At 58.7% G+C, this 19,228-nt stretch carries 19 protein-coding genes and 1 riboswitch; of the genes, 6 read left to right on the forward strand and 13 right to left on the reverse strand.

Features of this window, described 5'->3' with window-relative positions; translation table 11 throughout:
- Nucleotides 1-90: 90 nt before the first annotated feature.
- From thrC to coxB, 9 genes are all read right to left on the reverse strand, one after another.
- Nucleotides 91-1,503 (reverse strand): threonine synthase, encoded by a 1,413-nt coding sequence (thrC, locus tag BIND_RS03700; RefSeq protein WP_041778409.1) that lies wholly within the window; start codon nt 1,501-1,503, stop codon nt 91-93.
- A gap of 222 nt (nt 1,504-1,725) precedes the next feature.
- On the reverse strand, nt 1,726-2,469 hold the full coding sequence (locus BIND_RS03705; protein ID WP_012383730.1) for an SURF1 family protein: 744 nt from the start codon (nt 2,467-2,469) through the stop codon (nt 1,726-1,728).
- Between the two features lie 20 nt (nt 2,470-2,489).
- Nucleotides 2,490-2,873, reverse strand: coding sequence for a DUF983 domain-containing protein (locus tag BIND_RS03710; protein WP_012383731.1), 384 nt, complete (start codon nt 2,871-2,873; stop codon nt 2,490-2,492).
- Between the two features lie 94 nt (nt 2,874-2,967).
- On the reverse strand, nt 2,968-3,831 hold the full coding sequence (locus tag BIND_RS03715; RefSeq protein WP_012383732.1) for a cytochrome c oxidase subunit 3: 864 nt from the start codon (nt 3,829-3,831) through the stop codon (nt 2,968-2,970).
- 373 nt (nt 3,832-4,204) lie between these two features.
- On the reverse strand, nt 4,205-4,831 hold the full coding sequence (locus BIND_RS03720) for a cytochrome c oxidase assembly protein (protein ID WP_012383733.1): 627 nt from the start codon (nt 4,829-4,831) through the stop codon (nt 4,205-4,207).
- A 1-nt stretch (nt 4,832) separates the two neighbouring features.
- The gene (locus BIND_RS21770) at nt 4,833-5,000 is read right to left on the reverse strand and encodes a hypothetical protein (protein WP_012383734.1); all 168 of its coding nucleotides are present in this window, start codon (nt 4,998-5,000) and stop codon (nt 4,833-4,835) included.
- Between the two features lie 18 nt (nt 5,001-5,018).
- The gene (locus tag BIND_RS03725; protein ID WP_012383735.1) at nt 5,019-5,984 is read right to left on the reverse strand and encodes a heme o synthase; all 966 of its coding nucleotides are present in this window, start codon (nt 5,982-5,984) and stop codon (nt 5,019-5,021) included.
- A 259-nt stretch (nt 5,985-6,243) separates the two neighbouring features.
- Nucleotides 6,244-7,911: a cytochrome c oxidase subunit I gene (gene ctaD / locus BIND_RS03730; RefSeq protein WP_012383736.1), complete on the reverse strand. Its 1,668-nt coding sequence runs from the start codon at nt 7,909-7,911 to the stop codon at nt 6,244-6,246.
- A 160-nt stretch (nt 7,912-8,071) separates the two neighbouring features.
- Nucleotides 8,072-8,959 carry a cytochrome c oxidase subunit II gene (gene coxB, locus BIND_RS03735; RefSeq protein WP_012383737.1) on the reverse strand — a complete coding sequence of 296 codons (888 nt, stop codon included), beginning with the start codon at nt 8,957-8,959 and terminating at the stop codon, nt 8,072-8,074.
- A gap of 533 nt (nt 8,960-9,492) precedes the next feature.
- Between coxB and BIND_RS03740 the strand changes: the two genes are divergently transcribed.
- The 6 genes from BIND_RS03740 (at nt 9,493) to gcvPB (ending at nt 15,969) form a co-directional block, all read left to right on the forward strand.
- Entirely contained in the window at nt 9,493-10,134 is a 642-nt protein-coding gene (locus tag BIND_RS03740) for an invasion associated locus B family protein (RefSeq protein WP_012383738.1), read from the forward strand.
- A 181-nt stretch (nt 10,135-10,315) separates the two neighbouring features.
- The gene (locus BIND_RS19995; RefSeq protein WP_012383739.1) at nt 10,316-11,014 is read left to right on the forward strand and encodes a hypothetical protein; all 699 of its coding nucleotides are present in this window, start codon (nt 10,316-10,318) and stop codon (nt 11,012-11,014) included.
- 60 nt (nt 11,015-11,074) lie between these two features.
- A riboswitch (glycine riboswitch) is annotated at nt 11,075-11,198 on the forward strand.
- 261 nt (nt 11,199-11,459) lie between these two features.
- The gene (gcvT, locus tag BIND_RS03750) at nt 11,460-12,614 is read left to right on the forward strand and encodes a glycine cleavage system aminomethyltransferase GcvT (protein WP_012383740.1); all 1,155 of its coding nucleotides are present in this window, start codon (nt 11,460-11,462) and stop codon (nt 12,612-12,614) included.
- Nucleotides 12,614-12,988, forward strand: a complete 375-nt coding sequence (gene gcvH / locus BIND_RS03755; protein WP_012383741.1) for a glycine cleavage system protein GcvH — start codon at nt 12,614-12,616, stop codon at nt 12,986-12,988. The genes gcvT and gcvH overlap by 1 nt, the downstream gene beginning before the upstream one ends.
- Before the next feature lie 36 nt (nt 12,989-13,024).
- Complete coding sequence (gene gcvPA, locus BIND_RS03760) at nt 13,025-14,368, forward strand: aminomethyl-transferring glycine dehydrogenase subunit GcvPA (RefSeq protein ID WP_012383742.1); 1,344 nt, start codon at nt 13,025-13,027, stop codon at nt 14,366-14,368.
- 44 nt (nt 14,369-14,412) lie between these two features.
- Nucleotides 14,413-15,969, forward strand: a complete 1,557-nt coding sequence (gene gcvPB / locus BIND_RS03765) for an aminomethyl-transferring glycine dehydrogenase subunit GcvPB (RefSeq protein ID WP_012383743.1) — start codon at nt 14,413-14,415, stop codon at nt 15,967-15,969.
- Between the two features lie 45 nt (nt 15,970-16,014).
- Here the strand turns inward: gcvPB and BIND_RS03770 are convergent, their stop codons facing one another.
- The 4 genes from BIND_RS03770 to BIND_RS03780 all read right to left on the reverse strand — a co-directional run bounded on the left by BIND_RS03770 (nt 16,015) and on the right by BIND_RS03780 (nt 19,176).
- Nucleotides 16,015-17,379 carry a PQQ-dependent sugar dehydrogenase gene (locus BIND_RS03770; protein ID WP_012383744.1) on the reverse strand — a complete coding sequence of 455 codons (1,365 nt, stop codon included), beginning with the start codon at nt 17,377-17,379 and terminating at the stop codon, nt 16,015-16,017.
- 99 nt (nt 17,380-17,478) lie between these two features.
- Nucleotides 17,479-17,643 carry a DUF3309 family protein gene (locus BIND_RS20455; RefSeq protein ID WP_012383745.1) on the reverse strand — a complete coding sequence of 55 codons (165 nt, stop codon included), beginning with the start codon at nt 17,641-17,643 and terminating at the stop codon, nt 17,479-17,481.
- Between the two features lie 240 nt (nt 17,644-17,883).
- Nucleotides 17,884-18,399 (reverse strand): Spy/CpxP family protein refolding chaperone, encoded by a 516-nt coding sequence (locus tag BIND_RS03775; protein WP_041778413.1) that lies wholly within the window; start codon nt 18,397-18,399, stop codon nt 17,884-17,886.
- Nucleotides 18,400-18,690: 291 nt separating this feature from the next.
- Nucleotides 18,691-19,176 (reverse strand): F0F1 ATP synthase subunit B family protein, encoded by a 486-nt coding sequence (locus BIND_RS03780; protein ID WP_012383747.1) that lies wholly within the window; start codon nt 19,174-19,176, stop codon nt 18,691-18,693.
- Nucleotides 19,177-19,228: the final 52 nt, after the last annotated feature.

The raw sequence follows: 19,228 nt of genomic DNA on the forward strand, positions 1-19,228 counted from the left end.
CAGATTCCTCTCGTTTTTGCCGGGGTCGCAGAACGCGCTCCCCGTCTTGGCTCAGCCTGATCGCTAGAGAGCGGGGCTGAGCGTTTTAGCTCAAGCTTGCCGGGCCGCCCGCGCGTGATCCAGAAGGAAGCTCTCGATCGCGGCCTGATCATTGGGAAGCACGGTAAAATGTTCTGGCTTTTTGATGATTTCGGCAAGATGTTCGGGCAAAGGAGGACGCAGGCCTGTCGCTGCTTCCATGGCATCCGGGAATTTAGCGGGATGGGCGGTTCCCAGAACCACCATCGGGCTGGTGCTCGCATGCTGTTTGGCATGGCGATGGGCAGCAGCCATGCCGACCGCCGTATGAGGGTCGATCAGCATTTCGGCGTTCCGCCAAATCCGGGTGATCTCCGCCGTGGTGTCCGCTTCGCCAACGCTGATGGCGTCGAATTCTGCGCGAATGGTTTCGAGCGGGCCGGAATCGATGGTGAACCCGCGCGATTGCCCGAGTTGCGCCATCAGGCGGCGCAAGGATGAGGCGTCGCGGTTGTAAGCTTCGAAGAGCAGGCGCTCGAAATTCGAGGAAACTTGAATGTCCATCGAGGGGGATTGGGTGGGCTGCACGCCCTTCACTTCGTAGCGTCCCTCCGCCAAAGCGCGGACCAGAATGTCATTGGCATTGGTGGCGATCACCAGCCGATCGATGGCTAGACCCATCCGTTTTGCGATCCAGCCAGCGAGAATATCACCGAAATTGCCGGTCGGGACCGTATAGGACACCGGCCGGTGGGGGGCGCCCAGCACGACGGCGCTCGTGAAATAATAGACGCTCTGGGCGACGACACGCGCCCAATTGATCGAATTGACCCCGGAAAGATTCAGACGCTGGCGCAGGGCCTCGTTCTGGAACAGGCCTTTGAGAATGGCCTGCGCATCGTCGAAGGTCCCTTCGAGGGCGATGGCGTGAATATTGGCATCTTCGACCGTGGTCATCTGTCGGCGCTGGACATCCGAGACGCGTCCATGCGGATAGAGGATGAAGACATCGACCTGTTCGAGACCTCGAAAAGCCTCGATCGCCGCCGCGCCCGTGTCACCCGAAGTCGCCCCGACAATCGTCGCCCGCGCACCACGCTCCTTGAGCACATGGTCCATCAGCCGCCCGAGCAATTGCATGGCGACATCCTTGAACGCCAAGGTCGGGCCATGGAACAATTCGAGGAGGAACGTGCCACTATCGATTTGCGAGAGCGGTGTGACGGCCGGATGCCGGAACCCCGCATAGGCCGCTTCGATCATGTCGCGCAGAATCGGCAATGGCAGATCGTCGCCGACGAAAGGCGCGATGACCTGAGTCGCGACCTCGGCATAGGGTTTTCCGGCAAAGCCCTTGATCGTTTCCGGCGTGAAATGCGGATAATGGTCCGGCAGATAGAGACCGCCATCCGGCGCGAGGCCAGTGAGCAGGGCTTGCGTGAAGCTGAGCGGCGGAGCCTCGCCGCGCGTCGAAAGATATTTGATCATCGAACCTCGAACCCATTCCGGCAGATGCTGGAACGGTCTGTCAAAACCATTGCTCTCGTCGCTATTCAAGAGAGCGGTGTTTCGTCAAACAAAATCCGCTAAGCAGCCTCGCGTGGCTAAAGCCACGATTGATTTTGCTTTTCTAAGGCAAAATCAATGCTGCCTATTGGTTTAAGTGTAAGCAGACTTTGAAAAGTCTGCTTAGCCGGCGGTTCGGCATCAGGCCGCCGCGCCTTTTCGCGCATTCCAAACGAAGACGAGAAAGACCAGGAGAAGGCCAATCGCAAGGCCGAACCAGGTCAGAGCGTAGGAAAGATGATTGTTGGGGAATGAAATCTCGGTCGTGCCCGGACGCGGCCAGGTTGTGTCTTGGTGCGGTTCGGGATCGAGATCGATGCTGAAAGGCGCGGCATTGTCGGCCTGCAAGGCGCTGGCGATCAGTGCCGGGTCTCTCGTGAAGAACTCGCCTTTTTCCGGCTTGTCGGCTGGGGTGAAGAGATTGCGCTCCTCGGGCGGCCGCATCAATCCGCTCAGGGTCACGGAAGGCGAGGGGGATGCGGCGGGAAGCAGCGCCTCGTTTTTGCGATCGAGTGGCACGAAGCCGCGATTGACGATGACGGTGCCGCCGCTGGAGAGCAGGAAGGGCGTCATCACGAAATAGCCGGGACCGCCGCCGGCCGCCACGGCATTGGCGGAGCCGCGAAAAACCAGGGCGTCGCGGCCGGTCAGGAAAGACCCGCTCAAGGTGACATGCCGGTAATCATAATCCGCCGGCGCGAGGCTTGGCCATTGCGCGGGCGGAGGCAGGGCCTGCGGCGGGCTTTTGGCGCGCGCTTCGATCTTCGCGATCAGATCTTCTTTCCAGGCGAGACGCTGCAATTGCCAGACGCCGAGCAGGATCAACAGGACGAAGGAAAAGACCGCGAAAATCGTGGGCCAGAACAGGCCGCGGGAGGCGCGCATATCGGCTCGCTTTGATGAGGTCACTGGTTTTCGAGCCGGCCCTGTTCGGCTTTATGCTTATATTGCATGGCAATGAGCCAGCCCTTCAAAGGGCGTAGCAAGCCGCCGCAAATGAGGACGGTCAGCGGGAAAAACAGGATGATATGGACCCAGATAGGCGGCTCATAAGTGAGTTCGGTCCAAAGCGCTAGTCCAAGGACGATGAAACCGCCGATCAGGGTCACAAAGACCGCTGGCCCGTCACCCGCATCGATAAAGGTGAAATCCAGGCCGCAATGGGTACAGCGCGGATTGAGCGTCAGAAAATTATGGAACAGCTTGCCCTCGCCGCAGCGTGGACAGGTCCCCTTCAATCCGGTGAGCAGGGGTGAAAGCGGGGGAACTGGTGTGTTGGGTTCATTCATGGCGAATCGTAAGCCTTCGAGACCATCGGCGCAATGAAAAGGGCGGCCGTGGCCGCCCTTGAAGATATGAAGAGGGAAGGAAGCTTTGGAGGCCTCAGCCTTCCATCGCGGCGCCCCACGAACCCCAGACATAGATGCTGGCGAACAGAACCAGCCAGATCACGTCAACGAAGTGCCAATACCAAGCGGCGAATTCGAAGCCGAGATGATGCGTGGGGGTGAATTGGCCGGCTTGGACGCGAATCAGGCAGACCAGCAGGAAGATCGTGCCGACGATGACGTGGAAGCCATGGAAGCCCGTCGCCATGAAGAAAGTGGCGCCGAAAATCGAGCCTTTGAACGCGAAGGGAGCGTGCAGATATTCATAACCCTGCACGAAGCTGAACACGACGCCGAGCACGACCGTGAGAAGCAGGGCCTTCTTGACCGTGCTGCGGTCGTTTTCGAGAAGGGCATGATGCGCCCAGGTGACCGTGGTGCCGGAGGTCAGCAGAATGAGCGTGTTGAGGAGCGGCAGGCGCCAGGGGTCGATGACCTCGAGGCCCTTCGGCGGCCAGACCCCGCCGAGGAACTGCGTCCGCAGATATTCGGTCGGGAAGTTCGGGAAGAGGCTGGTGTTGAAGAACGCCCAGAACCAAGCGACGAAGAACATCACCTCGGAGGCGATGAACAAGATCATGCCATAACGATGGCTGAGCTGAACGACGCGGGTGTGGTAGCCGCCATATTCGGCTTCCCGGATGACATCGGTCCACCAGGCCGCCATGACGTACAGCACGCCGATAAGGCCGGCGAAGAAGACATAAGAGCCGATTTTCGCGCCGCCGAAGGTCAAGCCCTTCATATACATGACACCGCCGACGGCCAGGACGAAAGCGCTGATCGATGCGGTCAGAGGCCATGGGCTCGGATCGACGAGATGATAATCGTGGTTCGGTTTCGCATGCGCGTCCGACATGAGAGTCTACCTTCTTTATGGCTGCGAGAGCCTGTTCTCCGGTCGTGGTTCCATTCGAGGCTGAATGGAAATGGATAATCGTCCTGTTCCAAACGCGAGGCCCATCACGGGCCTTTAGTCTAATCTGCTCTCTGCCGGCTTTGCCTTGTTTGACCGGCAGGGTCAAGGCGAACTGGTCGTTTTTGAGGCCACCCGCGTTGATGTAACGCATATATCAAAAGACTAGGTCCAACGGTCATGAGACTGATACCAACGGTCATTCTTTACGACCTTTGGTATGACAGTTGGACCATTCTCGAATTTTCCTCATGTCTTTGAAAAGACGGAAAACCCAAGAAGGGAACCGAGAGACGCATATCGTGCCTCTAGGCTTTTACAGCGGTTTGTCGGCCCCTTCGCGATGATCGCTTGAAGCCGTGACAGGAGCCTTGGGCTTCGAGGCGAAAAATGTATAGGAAAGGGTGATCTGATCGACGCCTTTCATCGTGGCGTCCTGTTCGAGTGCCGGGTCAAGAAAGAAGACGACTGGCATGTCCACGGTTTCATGCGCGGCGAGCGTCTGCTCGCTGAAGCAGAAACAGGAGATCTTATCGAAATAGCCGCCACTGTTTTCGGGCGTCACATTATACATGGCCTGGGCGGAGACCTCGTGATCGGCCTGATTGGTGACTTTATAGAACACGGTCGCGACCGTGCCGGTCCGCAGGCGAATCTGTGCGGTTTCGGGTGCAAAGCTCCAAGGCAGGCCTCTAGCGACATTGGCGTCGAACCGCACGATGATTTCGCGTTGGCCCGGCGCCGCCGGCGCCTCCTTGGCGACCTGAGTCGTGCCGCCATAGCCTGTCGCGGCGCAAAACATCCGATAAAGCGGCACGGCGGCGAAGGAGAGACCGAGCATGCCGAAAATGACGCCGGTCACGAGGATGGCGCTCAAAGCTTTGCCACCCGTTGAACCGGCATTGCGGGACGGACCCGCCTCGGGAGAGGGGGAATCGCTCATCTCATAGAGGCCTGTTGAGGACACCAGGGCCGAGTTTGGCGATGGTGACCAGATAGAACAACAGAATGAAGAAAGCGACGGCAAGGCCAATCGCAATATTGCGCTGCCGCCGGCTTTTCTCTTGCTCCGGCGTCAACACGATGCCTTCCGGCTTATTCTCTTCCGTCATGAGCGGATCCTTTCCAGCTCAATGAAAAAACCCGGGGAACATGCCCGAGGTCAACCAGGCGCCCATCGCGACGACGATTGGCACGAGCCTTTCGACGACGATCTCGGCGAACAGCAGGAACAGATAGAGGATAGAAAAACCGAATAGGGCCTTGGCATGACGATCGGCCGAGGGCCCCTCTTGCACGATATAGACACGCGCCGCGAAAAAGAGCATGGCGGCGCCAAGTGCGATCGACAGCATGCCATAGACGAACGAAGCGAAACCGAGCAGCCAGGGGGCGACACCGAGCGGGGCGAGCAGCAGCGTATAGAGAAGGATTTCCAGCCGCGTGCGCGCGGCGCCCTTGACGTTGGGCATCATCGGGATGCCGGCCTGCCGGTAATCTTCCGAACGCCCCAAAGCGAGCGCCCAGAAATGCGGCGGGGTCCAGATGAAGATGATGGCGAAGAGGATGAAGCTTGAGAGGCTGAAGTGGCCAGTCGCCGCGGCATAACCGACCATGGGCGGAAAGGCGCCGGCTGCGCCGCCAATGACAATATTCTGAGGCGTCGAACGCTTCAGCCACATTGTATAGATGACGACATAGAAAAAGATGGTGAAGGCCAGAAAGCCGGCGGCCAGCCAATTCGCGACAATGCCGAGCGTGAAGACTGAGAGGAAGGACAGCGTCAGGCCGAAGGCCAAAGCCTCGTTCGGCATAACCCGACCAAGCGGAATCGGGCGTTTGGCCGTGCGCTTCATCACGGCGTCGATATCGGCGTCATACCACATATTGAGGGCGCCCGAAGCGCCGGCGCCGACGGCAATGGCGAGCAGGCTTGCGAAACCGACGATTGGATGGACGGGATCGGGAGCGATCAACATGCCGGCCAAGGCGGTAAAAATGACCAGCGACATGACCCGGGGTTTCAGCAGCGCGAAATAATCGGACGGACCGGCGCTCGAAATCGAAACGGAGGGTGCTTGGCTGATAAAGGTCATGTTGAAAGCGTGCCGGGTTGGGCCGAAGCCTGAAGCTTTGTAAGTCTTTCCGCCGCGAGCCCTATGGCTTCAGCGGGAAAAGGCGCGAAAGATCGAAACCTAGAACTAGAAAGTAAACCAGTGACCAGGGGTTCACTGGCGGCAGAACCGGGAGAAGCCAATCTCCTGGATAAAATCTGGCCTTCGAAACACCAAACGCCAGATTTTATCCACGAAAGGGAAACCGCGGCGCGCCGGAAGACGCGCCGCGGGAGAAGTTTTAGTGATCCGAACCGACGATGCGCGGCAGGGTCTCATATTGATGGAACGGAGGCGGCGAGCTCAGGGTCCATTCGAGAGTTGTCGCACCCACACCCCAGGGATTATCGCCGGCAAGACGCTTCTCGGAGAAGGCCTTGAAGACGATGTAGAGGAAGAAGACGACGCTGATGCCGGAGATATAAGCGCCGATCGAGGAAACCGTGTTCCACAAAGTATAGGCGTCGGGATAGTCGATATAGCGCCGCGGCATGCCAGCAAGACCCAGGAAATGCTGCGGGAAGAAGGTCAGGTTGACGCCGATGAAGAACATCCAGAAGTGAATCTTGGCGAGGCTTTCATTGTACAGATAGCCCGACATTTTCGGGAACCAGTAATAGAAGCCCGCGAAGATCGCGAAGACGGCGCCGAGCGACAGCACGTAATGGAAGTGCGCGACGACGTAATAGGTTTCATGCAGAGCGCGGTCGGTTGCGGCATTGGCGAGGACGACGCCGGTGACACCGCCGACCGTGAACACCATGATGAAGCCGATCGCCCAGACCATCGGGGCGCGGAAGCTGATGGAACCACCCCACATGGTGGCGATCCAGGAGAAGATCTTCACGCCGGTCGGAACCGCGATCACCATCGTCGCGAAGACGAAATAGCGCTGCGTGTCGAGCGACATGCCGACGGTGTACATGTGGTGCGCCCACACGACGAAGCCGACGACGCCGATGGCGACCATGGCATAGGCCATGCCGAGATAACCGAAGATCGGCTTTTTCGAGAAGGTCGAAATGATGTGGCTGATGATGCCGAAGGCCGGCAGGATCATGATGTAAACTTCGGGATGGCCGAAGAACCAGAAGAGATGCTGGAAGAGGAGCGGATCGCCGCCACCGGCCGGATCGAAGAAGGTGGTGCCGAAGTTACGGTCCGTCAGCAGCATGGTGAGCGCGCCGGCGAGCACCGGAAGCGACAGGACGAGAAGGAAGGACGTGGTCAGGACGCCCCAGGCGAACAGGGGCATCTTGTGCAGGGTCATGCCCGGCGCGCGCATATTGAAGATCGTGGTGATCAGGTTGATGGCGCCGACCAGCGAGGACACGCCGGCGATATGCAGGCCGAGGATGAGGAAGTCCATGGCCGGGCCGGGATGGCCGGTGTTGGAAGACAGGGGCGGATAGAGCACCCAACCGCCGCCAAAACCCTTCATGCCAGGCGCGCCTTCGACGAAGATCGAAATCACGGCAAGCGTAAGAGAAGCGGGGAGCAGCCAGAACGAAATATTGTTCAGGCGGGGGAAGGCCATATCCGGTGCGCCGATCATCAAGGGCACGAACCAGTTGGCGAAGCCACCGATCAGCGCCGGCATGACCACGAAGAAGATCATGATCAGACCGTGGGCGGTGATGGTGACGTTATAAAGGTTTTTGGCGGCGTCGATCGCGGTTTCCGGAGAGGCGCCGTCGATGAACTGGGCGAGATGATTGAAGATCTGAATACCTGGATGCTGCAATTCCATGCGCATCAGGACCGACATTCCGCCGCCGACAATGGCAGCGATGACGGAGAAGATCAGATAGAGGGTGCCAATATCCTTGTGATTGGTTGAAAACAGGAATCGTTTCAACCCGGTCGGATGTGGTGGATGATCTGTCGAATGGGCTGTGGCTGTCGCCATCAGAGGGTCTCCTCAAAGCTGAAGATCGCGGCTCAATTGGGACGAGTGGCGGGCGGGTCAAATCCGATCGAAACCGCCGCTCGTTTTTGTCTCAGATGCATCGCCCCGCTTGGGTCGGAATAAAACGATGCGTGTTGATTCCCCTTGAAGAATCGCCCGCTCAGGGCTGGACCTTGATCGGGGAGGCTTCCGCGACATGCATCGGTTCGGCATCGGAAGATGCGAATTTCTGCTTCGCCGAGGCGAGCCAGGTGGCGTAATTTTCCGGGCTCACGACGCGGAATGCAATCGGCATATAGGCGTGGTCCTTGCCGCAGATCTTCGAGCATTGCCCGTAATAGATCCCTTCACGCTCGGCCTTGAACCAGGTCTCGTTGGTGCGGCCGGGCACGGCGTCGATACGGATGCCGAAGGCGGGAATGGTGAAGGAATGGATGACGTCGTCGGCGGTCACGAGGACATGCACGACTTTGCCGACCGGCACGACCGCCTCATTGTCGACGGAAAGCTGACGGATGAAGCCGTCTTTCTCGTTACCCTCGGTGAGAAGGGTCGAATCGAACTCGAAACCGCCGCCCTGATCCTTCGGATAGGCGTAGCTCCAGTACCATTGCTTGCCGGTGACCTTAACCGTCAGATCGGACGGAGGCACCACCAATTGGTGGGTGAGCAGCCGGAACGAGGGAATGGCGATCACGACGAGAATCATCACCGGCAGGATCGTCCACGCAACCTCGAGACCGGTATGATGGGTTGTGCGGGAAGGAACCGGATTGGCCTTTTCGTTGAACCGGAGCATCACGAAAACGAGCAGGCCCAGCACGAACAGGCAGATCACTGTGATGATCGGCAGCAGGATCCAATTGTGGAAGACATGCAGCTCTTCGGCGATCGGGGTGACAGCTTCCTGCATGCTGATCTGTCCCGGACGGGCGAAACCGTCGGCGTGGGCGATGCCCATGGACAGGATGGAAGCAAGCAGTGAGCCCAATCCGATCGAGTTTCGGAGCGACCTTGGGGATCGCGCGGCTGGTTGGACAAAATTCATGAATATCCTCGCTCCGCTGCACGGCATAGGGCCGTGTTGACTCAAAAGCGGCCTTGGGGGCGCATTTGGCGGCGCGCCATGCGCCAACCCGTCCAGCCTGAATGGATGAACCTTTTCGGGTTCAAAACACAAACAAGATTGAAGCGCAATAAGCCCGCATTTCATTCGTTGCGGCATAAAGGCGCTATCACGCGCTGTTTAAGCTGCACCTTGCGTGAAACAAATGCTTCCGGCTCCGGTTTCGGGCCGATGGCTCTGCCCGTCGGTGTGGCTTGCGAGCGCCGCTTGACAGCACGGTGCGATTTGCTAGTGCTCCAGCATCGTTACCCGCCGCTTTGCGAAAGATGGCGAAAATCTGCCGATAAAACATTGTTTTCGTGGTTGAAATCGAAAACCATCGAGGCCGCCCCGGCTCTCAGGCGGAAACAAAATCTTATGAACTCAATGACATGGTCGCGCGGTGGCCGATCCTGTCGGAACTCTGACTAAAGTCCGATAGCCGATAGGCTCGGTCGGTGTCCTTGGGAGCAAGCATGGCTGAATGGACGGATGGTGAAATGTGGGGGCACCCACGCTTTGCTGGAGCCTTTGCGAGGCCGGCGCGATTCTTTGAGGTCACAAGCTCATGGGCGATGAACTCAAGGGCGGTCAATTCGCGGCCGCAGCGGATCTGGCGCCACCTGGCCAGCTTCGGCTTCCTTGCCGTCGCGGCGCAAGCTTTCCTTGGGGGGCAGCCGGCCCTGGCGCAAGGTGTCGTCAAGGCAAAGCATGGCGATTGGGAATTGCGGTGCGAGACCCCGCCTGGGGCGCAGAGTGAGCAATGCGCCCTGTTGCAGAGCGTTGCGGCGGAAGACAAGCCGAACATCAATCTCGTCGTCATCGTCCTGAAGACAGCGGATGGCAAGAGCCGCCTGTTGCGGGTCATTGCGCCGCTCGGTGTCCTTTTGCCGTCTGGTCTCGGCCTCAAGATCGATGCGACCGATGTCGGGCGCGCTGGTTTCGTGCGCTGCCTACCCACCGGCTGCGTCGCCGAAGTGGTGATGGATGAAAAGCTGATCGACCAGATGAAGACGGGCAAGAATGCGACCTTCATCATCTTTCAGACCCCGGAAGAAGGGATCGGCATCCCGCTCGCCCTCAATGGGTTCAAACAGGGGTTTGAAAGCCTGCCATGACGTTTCAATCTTCAATTCCTAGTATCCACCTCATTGAAGCGCGACGTGTCGCGCTTCAATGAGGACAAGTGGATACGGTTTAAAAAGCGACGATTCTCGATACTAGGGCTGGGTCGATTTCCTTTCCTTCCGTCCCAGTTTAAGAAAGACCCTCTTGAAATATTGGCTGGAGCTTTAGCGCATGCGGCGGGCCTTGCGTCGACACTTGCCCTTTGCCTTGTTCCCTGCGATGCGGACGGCGGCGATTGCCGTTGCGCTCGTGGGCCTCGCCGGTTGCGGAGGCAAGGGCGGTGGGGGCGCTTTCGACGGCGCGAGCGTTGAAAATAGCAGCGGCTCCAGCACCCAGGTGAGTCTCACGCCGAAGCTGGCGAGCCTATTGGGTCTCAGAAGCTCGGCTACGACCGCGGATGGGAAAGAGGAAGTCTCGCGGATCGCATGCCCGGAGGTGATTCTGCTCGATGGTGATGCCGCCAAGCGAGTCTATGCCAGCGGCGAGGACAATGCCAGCTTGCGCTACCAGGTTTCCATCAATGATGCCGCGCGTGAATGCGCGCGCGAGGGAGACGAATTGGCGATCAAGGTCGGCGTGCGCGGCAAAGTGCTGCTCGGGCCGGTGGGCAGTCCTGGGACATTCAACGTCCAACTCCGCGTCGCCATTATTGACGAGGCTGAAAAGGATGAAATTTTCAGCAAGATCTACCGCACAAATGTGACGATCGCCCCTGGTCAGACCGAGGGAGTCTACACCCTGATCTCAGATGTTCTGAAGATGGAATTCCGGCATGAACAGGCGGATCAGGATTATTCGATCAAGATTGCCCTGGCCGATGGCAGCGCGAGTGCAAGCGCGCCTGCACCGCGCCGTAAAAGAGGGCATTGATCCAGAGCACGCGGCATTGACAAGCTGACCGGCCTCGATCAAAACTCCGCGCGTCAGACCAAATCCCTAGCGGGAGAGTCCGTTTTCCAAGACAGGTTGGAAGCTTCCGACCGGTTTCGCTGAAAACGGCGCCGAAGGCGCAACCGCCCCGGAAACGCTCAGGCCCACGGACCGCTAGGGGATGACACTCTGGAAAGCGATCGTCGCACGCAAGCAGATTGGAAATTTCCAATTTTGAGTCTGCTCAAGTCGCCGATCCACCGACGGGCGTAACTCCAAGCCTCCCAATGGTCATAATGCTGACCTTGGTATAGGCGCGGCGGAAATCTCTCAGGTCACCGGACAGAGGGGGCAAGGTATTCGTTGACGCTTCGGGATGGTGTCATTGGCCGTCCTTGCGCACGAATCGCCTTTCCTTAAGGCCTCTCTCTGGATTTGCCGCGCCATGTCGCAAGCTGCCTCTGCCTCCGACACCTCCGGTTCGACGCCGGCGCTTCTGCATACGCCCCTTTACGCGCTGCATTGCGCGCGCGGCGCCCGCATGGTCCCTTTCGCCTGTTATGCCATGCCGGTGCAATATCCAACCGGCATTCTTGAGGAACATCTGCATACCCGCGCCAAGGCCGGGCTGTTTGATGTCTCGCATATGGGCCAAGCCCTGCTCGAAGGCCAAGGGGCCGCTGCACGCCTTGAAACTCTGGTGCCGGGCGATCTCACGACACTTGCCCCCGGGCGCATGCGCTATACGCAACTGCTGAATCCTGAAGGTGGCATTCTCGACGACCTGATGGTGACGCGCCTCGCCGATGATGCGGCTGGCGAGCGTTTGTTCCTCGTCGTCAATGCGGCGACCAAGGCGCAGGATTTCGCCCATATTGGTGCGTCTTTGCCGGATCTGCGGCTGACCCTTCTGGAAGATCGTGCCCTCCTGGCCTTGCAGGGGCCGAGCGCCGCGACCGTGCTGGCGAAACATTTTCCTGCCGTCGCCACCATGCCCTTCATGAGCCTGATCGAGACCGAGCGAGAGGGGGCGCTCTGGCGCATTTCGCGCTCGGGTTATACGGGCGAGGACGGTTTCGAAATTGCCGTGCCGGCTGGCGCCGCTGAGGCCTTCGCCGAAACCTTGCTTGGCGATGAAGAGGTCTGGCCGATTGGCCTTGGCGCCCGTGATTCGCTGCGGCTCGAAGCCGGCCTCTGCCTTTACGGGCATGATATCGATCCGATCACGACGCCGATCGAGGCCGGACTCCTCTGGTCCATTTCCAAGCGCCGGCGTGAGGGGGGCGGTTTTCCCGGCGCGGCGCGCGTCCAGCGCGAGATTGCCGAAGGACCCGCTCGCCGCCGTGTCGGCTTGAAGATCGAGGGCAAGATCCCAGCCCGCGAGGGAGCAAAAATCGAGACCCTGGAGGGTGAGGTGATCGGCCTCGTCACTTCGGGTGGTTTTGCGCCGAGCCTCGGCGCGCCGATCGCCATGGGATATGTGGCGAGCGCCCATGCGGCCAATGGGACTGCCTTACAGGTGATCGTCCGAGGAAAACCACTCGCCGCGACGATTACCTCCATGCCTTTTGTTCCGAATCATTATTACAGGGGCGCCTGATGTCGATCACCCGCTACACCAAGGACCATGAATATATCCGCGTCGAGGGAGAGACCGGCACGGTCGGCATTACCGATTACGCCCAGTCGCAATTGGGCGATGTCGTCTTCGTGGAACTGCCGGCCATCGGCAAGGCCCTGACCAAGGGCGGTGAGGCTGCGGTCGTTGAAAGCGTGAAGGCCGCGAGCGAGATCTATGCCCCGGTGTCGGGCGAGGTCGTGGCGGTCAACGAGGCTTTGGCCGAGGCACCGGGCACCGTCAATGAAGATGCAGCCGGCAAAGGCTGGTTCCTGCAAATCAAGCTCGCCGATGCCAAGGAACTCGACGGCCTGATGGACGAGGCCGGCTATCAGGATTTCCTGAAAACGCTTTGAGCCGATCAGATGGTTTCGATCCGATAGGAGAAAGAAATGCGCTATCTGCCTTTGACGCCGGAGGATCGGACCGAAATGCTGGCGCGCGTCGGCGTCCCCTCGGTCGATGCTCTCTTCGAGGATATTCCAGCCGCCAAGCGCCTGGTAGAACTGCCGGACTTGCCGCTCCACAAAGGCGAATTGGAAGTCGAACGCTGGCTCGGCCGGCTTTCTGCCAAGAATCTCGCGGCTTCCGCCGCGCCTTTCTTTGTCGGCGCTGGCGCATACAAGCACCATGTGCCGGCCAGCGTCGATCATCTGATCCAACGCTCGGAATTCATGACGAGCTATACGCCCTATCAGCCGGAAATCGCCCAGGGCACCCTGCAATATGTGTTTGAGTTCCAGACGCAGGTCGCGGCCTTGACGGGCATGGAGGTCGCTAATGCCTCCATGTATGATGGCTCGACCGCGACGGGTGAGGCTGTGCTGATGGCTCATCGCCTGACCAAGCGCGGTAAGGCGATACTTTCAGGGGGGCTGCATCCCCATTATGCCCAGGTCGTCACGAGTCAGGCGGCTCTGACAGGTCATGACGTCGTGGTCATGCCGCCCGACTTGCAAGCCAAGGAAGATCTCGTCGGTCGGCTTGACGCGCAAACCTCCTGCCTCGTCGTGCAATCGCCCGACGTCTTCGGCAATTTACGCGATCTCGAACCATTGGCCGAAGCCTGCCGCAAACAGGGTGTCTTGCTCATTGCCGTCTTTACTGAAGCCGTTTCTCTTGGCCTTGTCAAAGCACCGGGTGATATGGGCGCCGACATTGTCGTTGGCGAAGGTCAATCGATTGGCAATGCGCTGAATTTTGGCGGCCCCTATGTCGGGCTTTTTGCGACGCGCTCGAAATATCTGCGGCAAATGCCAGGACGCCTCTGTGGCGAAACACTCGACGCGGATGGAAGGCGCGGTTTCGTGCTGACCCTGTCCACCCGCGAGCAGCATATTCGCCGCGATAAGGCGACCTCGAATATTTGCACGAATTCAGGGCTTTGCTGTCTCGCCTTCACCATCCATCTAACGCTTTTGGGCGAGCAGGGATTGCGGCAGTTGGCGACGATCAACCATGCCCATGCGGTCGATCTCGCCGATCGTCTCGCCAAAGTGCCCGGCGTCGAACTCCTCAACGAGACGTTCTTCAACGAATTCACGATTCGCCTGCCGGGGCGGGCGGAAGATCATGTCGAAGCCCTGGCGGCGCAGGGCATTCTCGCCGGTGTCCCGGTCTCGCGTCTACTGCCGGGGCAGGGTTGCGATGATTTGCTGATCATCGCCAGCACTGAAGTGAACAGCGACGATGACCGGGCGGCCCTGGTCGATGCGCTCGCCAAGCAAATTGCCTGAACGCGATATTTGAGGCGCGATATTTGAGGACGGAGTGCGAAGCCATGTTGGATAAGCCGGAGACGGGCCTCGAAGAGGCGGACGGGGTGCTGGTCGATCGTGCGACTTTTACCGGCAATCGGGGGCTGGCGATCGAGGAGGGCCTGATCTTTGAGCTTGGCCGGCCGGAAGCTTCGGGCGTTGATCTGCCAGAACCCGCGCCGTTCCAGAGCCGCCTCGGCGGGCTTGAACGCAAGACGCCGATCGGTCTGCCGGGTCTCAGCGAACCTGAGACGGTGCGCCATTATGTGCGCCTCAGCCAGAAGAATTATTCCATCGATACGGGCATTTTCCCTCTCGGCTCCTGTACGATGAAGCATAATCCGAGGCTCAATGAACGCATGGCGCGTTTGCCGGGTTTTGGCGATATCCATCCGCTGCAGCCGCAATCGAGTGTTCAGGGCGCGCTCGAATTGATGAAAGAGATCAGCCATTGGCTCTTGACGCTGACGGGCATGCAGGCGGTCGCGCTTTCGCCGCGGGCCGGTGCGCATGGCGAGGCCTGCGGCATGATGGCGATCAAACAAGCTTTGATCGCCAGGGGCGAGGCTGAACAGCGTAAGGTGGTTTTGGTCCCAGATTCAGCGCATGGCACCAATCCGGCGACGGCGACACTGGTCGGTTTCGAGGTGCGTTCGGTGCCGGCGCGCGAAGACGGCATTGTCGATGTGGAAGCGGTGCGCCAGGCGCTGGGACCGGACGTCGCCGCTATCATGCTGACCAATCCGAACACCTGTGGATTGTTTGAAAAGAACATTGTCGAAATCGCCGAGGCCATGCATGAGGCCGGCGCTTATTTCTATTGCGATGGCGCCAATTTCAACGCGATCGTCGGGCGCGCCCGGCCAGGCGATCTTGGCGTCGATGCCATGCATATCAATCTGCACAAAACTTTTTCGACGCCGCATGGCGGTGGCGGGCCGGGCGCGGGGCCGGTCGTGCTCTCGAGCCGGCTTGCGCCTCATGCGCCGCTGCCTTTCCTTGTCCAAGAAAAAGCGGGTCTGAGGCTTGTCGAGGACAAGGCCGAGGCTCCCGGCACATTTGGCCGTATTGGCGCCTTCCATGGCCAGATGGGTATGTACGTGCGGGCATTGACCTATATGCTCTCGCATGGCGCCGATGGTTTGCGTCAAGCGTCGGAAGATGCCGTCCTTAATGCCAATTATGTGCGGGTGGGTCTTGCCGATCTGATGTCACTGCCCTTTGGCAACCGCCCCTGTATGCATGAGGCTCTCTTCGACGATGCGTGGTTGAAGGGGACGGGCCTGAGCGTGCTCGATTTCGCCAAGGCGATGATCGACGAAGGTTTCCATCCGATGACGGTCTATTTCCCGCTCGTCGTACATGGAGCCATGCTGATCGAGCCGACCGAATCGGAATCCAAGGCGACGCTCGACCTGTTCGTCGCGGCCCTGCGCGATCTGGCCATGGCTGTACAGCGGGGCGATAAAGAGCGTTTCCTTGGCGCCCCGCATTATGCGCCGCGCCGCAGGCTCGATGAAACGCGGGCGGCGAGAACGCCCGTGCTCAAATGGACGAAGCCGGCGCCGATCGAGAATTGAAAACAGGCTGACGTAGCGTGCCCTGTGAGGGAGTGCCCATTCGATTTATCGGATGGGCACGTTTTCTGTTTTTGTGGCCGCAGAGGATGCGGTGACGCGCCAGATAATATTGCCGACATCATCGGCGACGAGCACTCCGCTGTGCTTGTCGACCAGAACGCCGACCGGCCTGCCTTGCGCCTTGTCCTCCTCATTCAGGAATCCGGTGAGAATGTCTTCTGGGGGACCGAGGGGCCGGCCGTTCTCGAAGGGCACGAAAATGACGCGATAGCCCGCAAAGGGGATGCGGTTCCATGAACCGTGCTGGCCGATGATCGCTCCGTTCTCATAGTGCTGGCCGAGGCGGGACGTGTGGATAAACGTGAAACCGAGAGAGGCTGAATGCGCACCAAGCGCGTAATCGGGCTTGATCGCTTTCGTCACAAGATCGGGCCTTTGTGGTTCGACACGCTTATCCACATGTTGCCCAAAATAGCTATAGGGCCAGCCATAGAAGCCGCCTTCCTTCACTGAAGTCATGTAGTCTGGCACGAGATCATTGCCAATCTCATCGCGTTCGTTGACGGCCACCCAGAGTTCACCGGTCACGGGATTCCAATCCATGCCGACCGGGTTTCTCAAACCCGAAGCGAAAACCCGCGACGTCTTGGCAACAGGATCGATTTCCAGAACCGCCGCGCGATTTTCCTCTTCCTCCATCCCATTCTCGGCGACGTTTGAATTCGAACCGACACCGACATAAAGCCGCGATCCATCCGCATTGGCGATGAGGCTCTTGGTCCAGTGATGATTGCGGCCCGCTGGAAGATCCACGATCTTGACGCCGGGTGTTTCTATCCGCGTCGCATTCGCTTGATAGGGAAAGCGCATGAGGGCATCCGCATTCGCGACATAAAGCTGATCGCCGATGAGCGCCATGCCGAAGGGTGAAACGAGATTTTCCAGAAAGGTGGATTTGATCTCGGCGATGCCATCACCATTTTTGTCGCGCAGCAGTGTAATGCGGTTGGCACTTCGCTCATGTGAGCCGGCGCGCTTCATGACCAGCCCCTCGATCCAGCCGCGAAGACCGCCGCTCTTGCCTTCGGGTTTCGACGGTGCATCGGTTTCCGCAACCAGAATGTCGCCGTTGGGCAATTCGTAAAGCCAGCGGGGATGGTCGAGACCGGATGCAAAGGCGACGACCTCGAATCCCTTTGCCGGTTTGGGTGTCTGGCCCTTTGCCCAGCCGATCGCCTGCGCAATCCTCACTATGGGAATGAAGGAACTCTCGGGCTCGGGAAGCTGTGGATCGGCACCATATCCCGCGCTTTCCGGCAGGCTGGACGGACGATTGCAGGAGACAAGTGACAGAATGAGCGCTCCGATACCGGCGCTCGAAGCTAGCTTCGCCACCATGCGAATGCGCATGAACAAGGCTCCTTCCGTTCGATTTCGTCGGAGGCCGCTCGCAGACGGAAAAGGCCTGTCGCTTGTTCAATCGCCGTGCTTGCTCATGTGCCTGTCAGATCAAAGTCGGCCCATGAGGAGCAATATAAGCACGACGATCAGAATGATGCCGAGGACACCCATGCCCCCGTGGCCGTAACCATAGCCATAGCCTCCGAAGCGACCGCTGAAGCCGCCAAGCAGGAAGATGATGAGGATAATGAGGAGAATGAGTCCAAGCGACATGATCTATCTCCCATCGCAGCTCCAAAGGAATGCCGGCAAAAAGACGGGGCTATCGTGTGCTGATTGACCGATAAATTGATCCTATTGAAGTGTGGTACACTTTGATGATGAAACAGGTGCTGCTCGGGTTGGTCAATCCGAAGTCAGGCAATGACCAAGACCGGCATGCCATTTTCTGTTTCGAAGTCACCGGTTACACATACCTCTCCCGTATGTGACACAGGCGTCCCGATGACTGTTTCACAAAGCAGGCATGAAGCTTCGGGGATGCCTGCCTTCGAATTCGGTCTTCATGAATCGGATCAATGTATGCTTCTGGTGATTGTCCAGATTATTATAGAGTGGCTCAGCCGCATTGGCGAGCTTCGTCAAGGATGCGGCCCGCGAGGTGAGTTCGGTAGCTTGATCTCGCATCTGAATGATATCATTGGGACGCTCGTTGCGCAGACGTTGTCCCTCGCGATCTTGGTAAACACTTCTGCCGGCCGTGAGAGTCTTGAATTGTCCGACTCCATAGTCGTGGAGCGCGGTCTGTAAGCCTGACCAATTCTTTTCCTGGTCAGGTGTCAATTGCAGATTGGCCTTGAGCCGAGCAATCCTTGCATCGACCTCGTTGACGATTTGATTGTCTGGAGGTTCAGCTCGCACTGCTTGCGCAGGTGGGGAGGTTTCACTTGTTTGGGCAAATGAATCATGGATATGAACAGCGCCGATCAATGTCGCGCTTGCAAGCCCGATAAAGAAAACTTTCTTCATTTTGTCCACCAGGGAAGCTTCGGCCACTATCCCCATAATCGTGGGAAGCGCCGCAAAATCGTCCAACGCACATACACGATCGGCGGTAAACGCTTGACGGTTTACCCAGTTCCCACATTGGTTCAGCTAAGGACCATCAAACGATTTGAAGTAATACTATGGCTCTGTAAGGCTTTGGTCTTGCCCGGTGAAGGCATGGGTCTATTTTGCAAGATTTGCCGCAGGCAAAAAAAGCCCCACTGGATTTCAATCCAGCGGGGCTTTTTAAGGAGTGAACTTTGGTTTGAGCGTTCAGTGAGCTGCGGCTTTGAGGCCGTCAATGCCTTGGTCGATCAGCTTCTGGCCGTAAGCACCCTTGGCTGCATCCGTCAGAAGAATTTCGGCGGCTTTGGTGGCGGCATCGGCGGCGATGGCCTTGACCTCGGCCATCGCTTGCGCTTCGGCATTGGCGATCTTGTTTTCCGCCTGCTGGGTGCGACGCTGCACGAATTCCGCCAGCCTCTCGTGGGCTTCCTTGGCGATCATTTCGGCTTCAGTCCGGGCTTGCGCGACAAGGGCCTCGGCCTCGGCCTCGGCTTCAGCCTTGCGCTTCTCAAAGGAAGCCAACAAAGCGGCAGCTTCTTCGCGCAGGCGCACGGCATGGGCCAGATCTTCGCGGATACGATCCGCGCGCTTGTCGAGCGCTGCATTGAGCTTATTGTGGACGCCATAATAAAGCAGGATGGCGACAAAGATCACAAATCCCAGCGCGACGTAAAATTCCTCGTTAAATTCCATCTCGCTTATCCTGCCTCCAAAAGCATCGGCTCTCTCTGGCCTGATGCTCTTT

This window comes from Beijerinckia indica subsp. indica ATCC 9039 (assembly GCF_000019845.1).
GTDB lineage: Bacteria > Pseudomonadota > Alphaproteobacteria > Rhizobiales > Beijerinckiaceae > Beijerinckia > Beijerinckia indica.

Bases quoted from the DNA above. Each gene is read 5' to 3' on its own strand.
- BIND_RS03705 (WP_012383730.1), bottom strand. From the start codon at position 2,469: ATGCGCGCCTCCCGCGGCCTGTTCTGGCCCACGATTTTCGCGGTCTTT.
- BIND_RS03710 (WP_012383731.1), bottom strand. From the start codon at position 2,873: ATGAATGAACCCAACACACCAGTTCCCCCGCTTTCACCCCTGCTCACC.
- BIND_RS03715 (WP_012383732.1), bottom strand. From the start codon at position 3,831: ATGTCGGACGCGCATGCGAAACCGAACCACGATTATCATCTCGTCGAT.
- BIND_RS03720 (WP_012383733.1), bottom strand. From the start codon at position 4,831: ATGAGCGATTCCCCCTCTCCCGAGGCGGGTCCGTCCCGCAATGCCGGT.
- BIND_RS21770 (WP_012383734.1), bottom strand. From the start codon at position 5,000: ATGACGGAAGAGAATAAGCCGGAAGGCATCGTGTTGACGCCGGAGCAA.
- BIND_RS03725 (WP_012383735.1), bottom strand. From the start codon at position 5,984: ATGACCTTTATCAGCCAAGCACCCTCCGTTTCGATTTCGAGCGCCGGT.
- ctaD (WP_012383736.1), bottom strand. From the start codon at position 7,911: ATGGCGACAGCCACAGCCCATTCGACAGATCATCCACCACATCCGACC.
- coxB (WP_012383737.1), bottom strand. From the start codon at position 8,959: ATGAATTTTGTCCAACCAGCCGCGCGATCCCCAAGGTCGCTCCGAAAC.
- BIND_RS03740 (WP_012383738.1), top strand. From the start codon at position 9,493: ATGGCTGAATGGACGGATGGTGAAATGTGGGGGCACCCACGCTTTGCT.
- BIND_RS19995 (WP_012383739.1), top strand. From the start codon at position 10,316: ATGCGGCGGGCCTTGCGTCGACACTTGCCCTTTGCCTTGTTCCCTGCG.
- gcvT (WP_012383740.1), top strand. From the start codon at position 11,460: ATGTCGCAAGCTGCCTCTGCCTCCGACACCTCCGGTTCGACGCCGGCG.
- gcvH (WP_012383741.1), top strand. From the start codon at position 12,614: ATGTCGATCACCCGCTACACCAAGGACCATGAATATATCCGCGTCGAG.
- gcvPA (WP_012383742.1), top strand. From the start codon at position 13,025: ATGCGCTATCTGCCTTTGACGCCGGAGGATCGGACCGAAATGCTGGCG.
- gcvPB (WP_012383743.1), top strand. From the start codon at position 14,413: ATGTTGGATAAGCCGGAGACGGGCCTCGAAGAGGCGGACGGGGTGCTG.
- BIND_RS03770 (WP_012383744.1), bottom strand. From the start codon at position 17,379: ATGCGCATTCGCATGGTGGCGAAGCTAGCTTCGAGCGCCGGTATCGGA.
- BIND_RS20455 (WP_012383745.1), bottom strand. From the start codon at position 17,643: ATGTCGCTTGGACTCATTCTCCTCATTATCCTCATCATCTTCCTGCTT.
- BIND_RS03775 (WP_041778413.1), bottom strand. From the start codon at position 18,399: ATGAAGAAAGTTTTCTTTATCGGGCTTGCAAGCGCGACATTGATCGGC.
- BIND_RS03780 (WP_012383747.1), bottom strand. From the start codon at position 19,176: ATGGAATTTAACGAGGAATTTTACGTCGCGCTGGGATTTGTGATCTTT.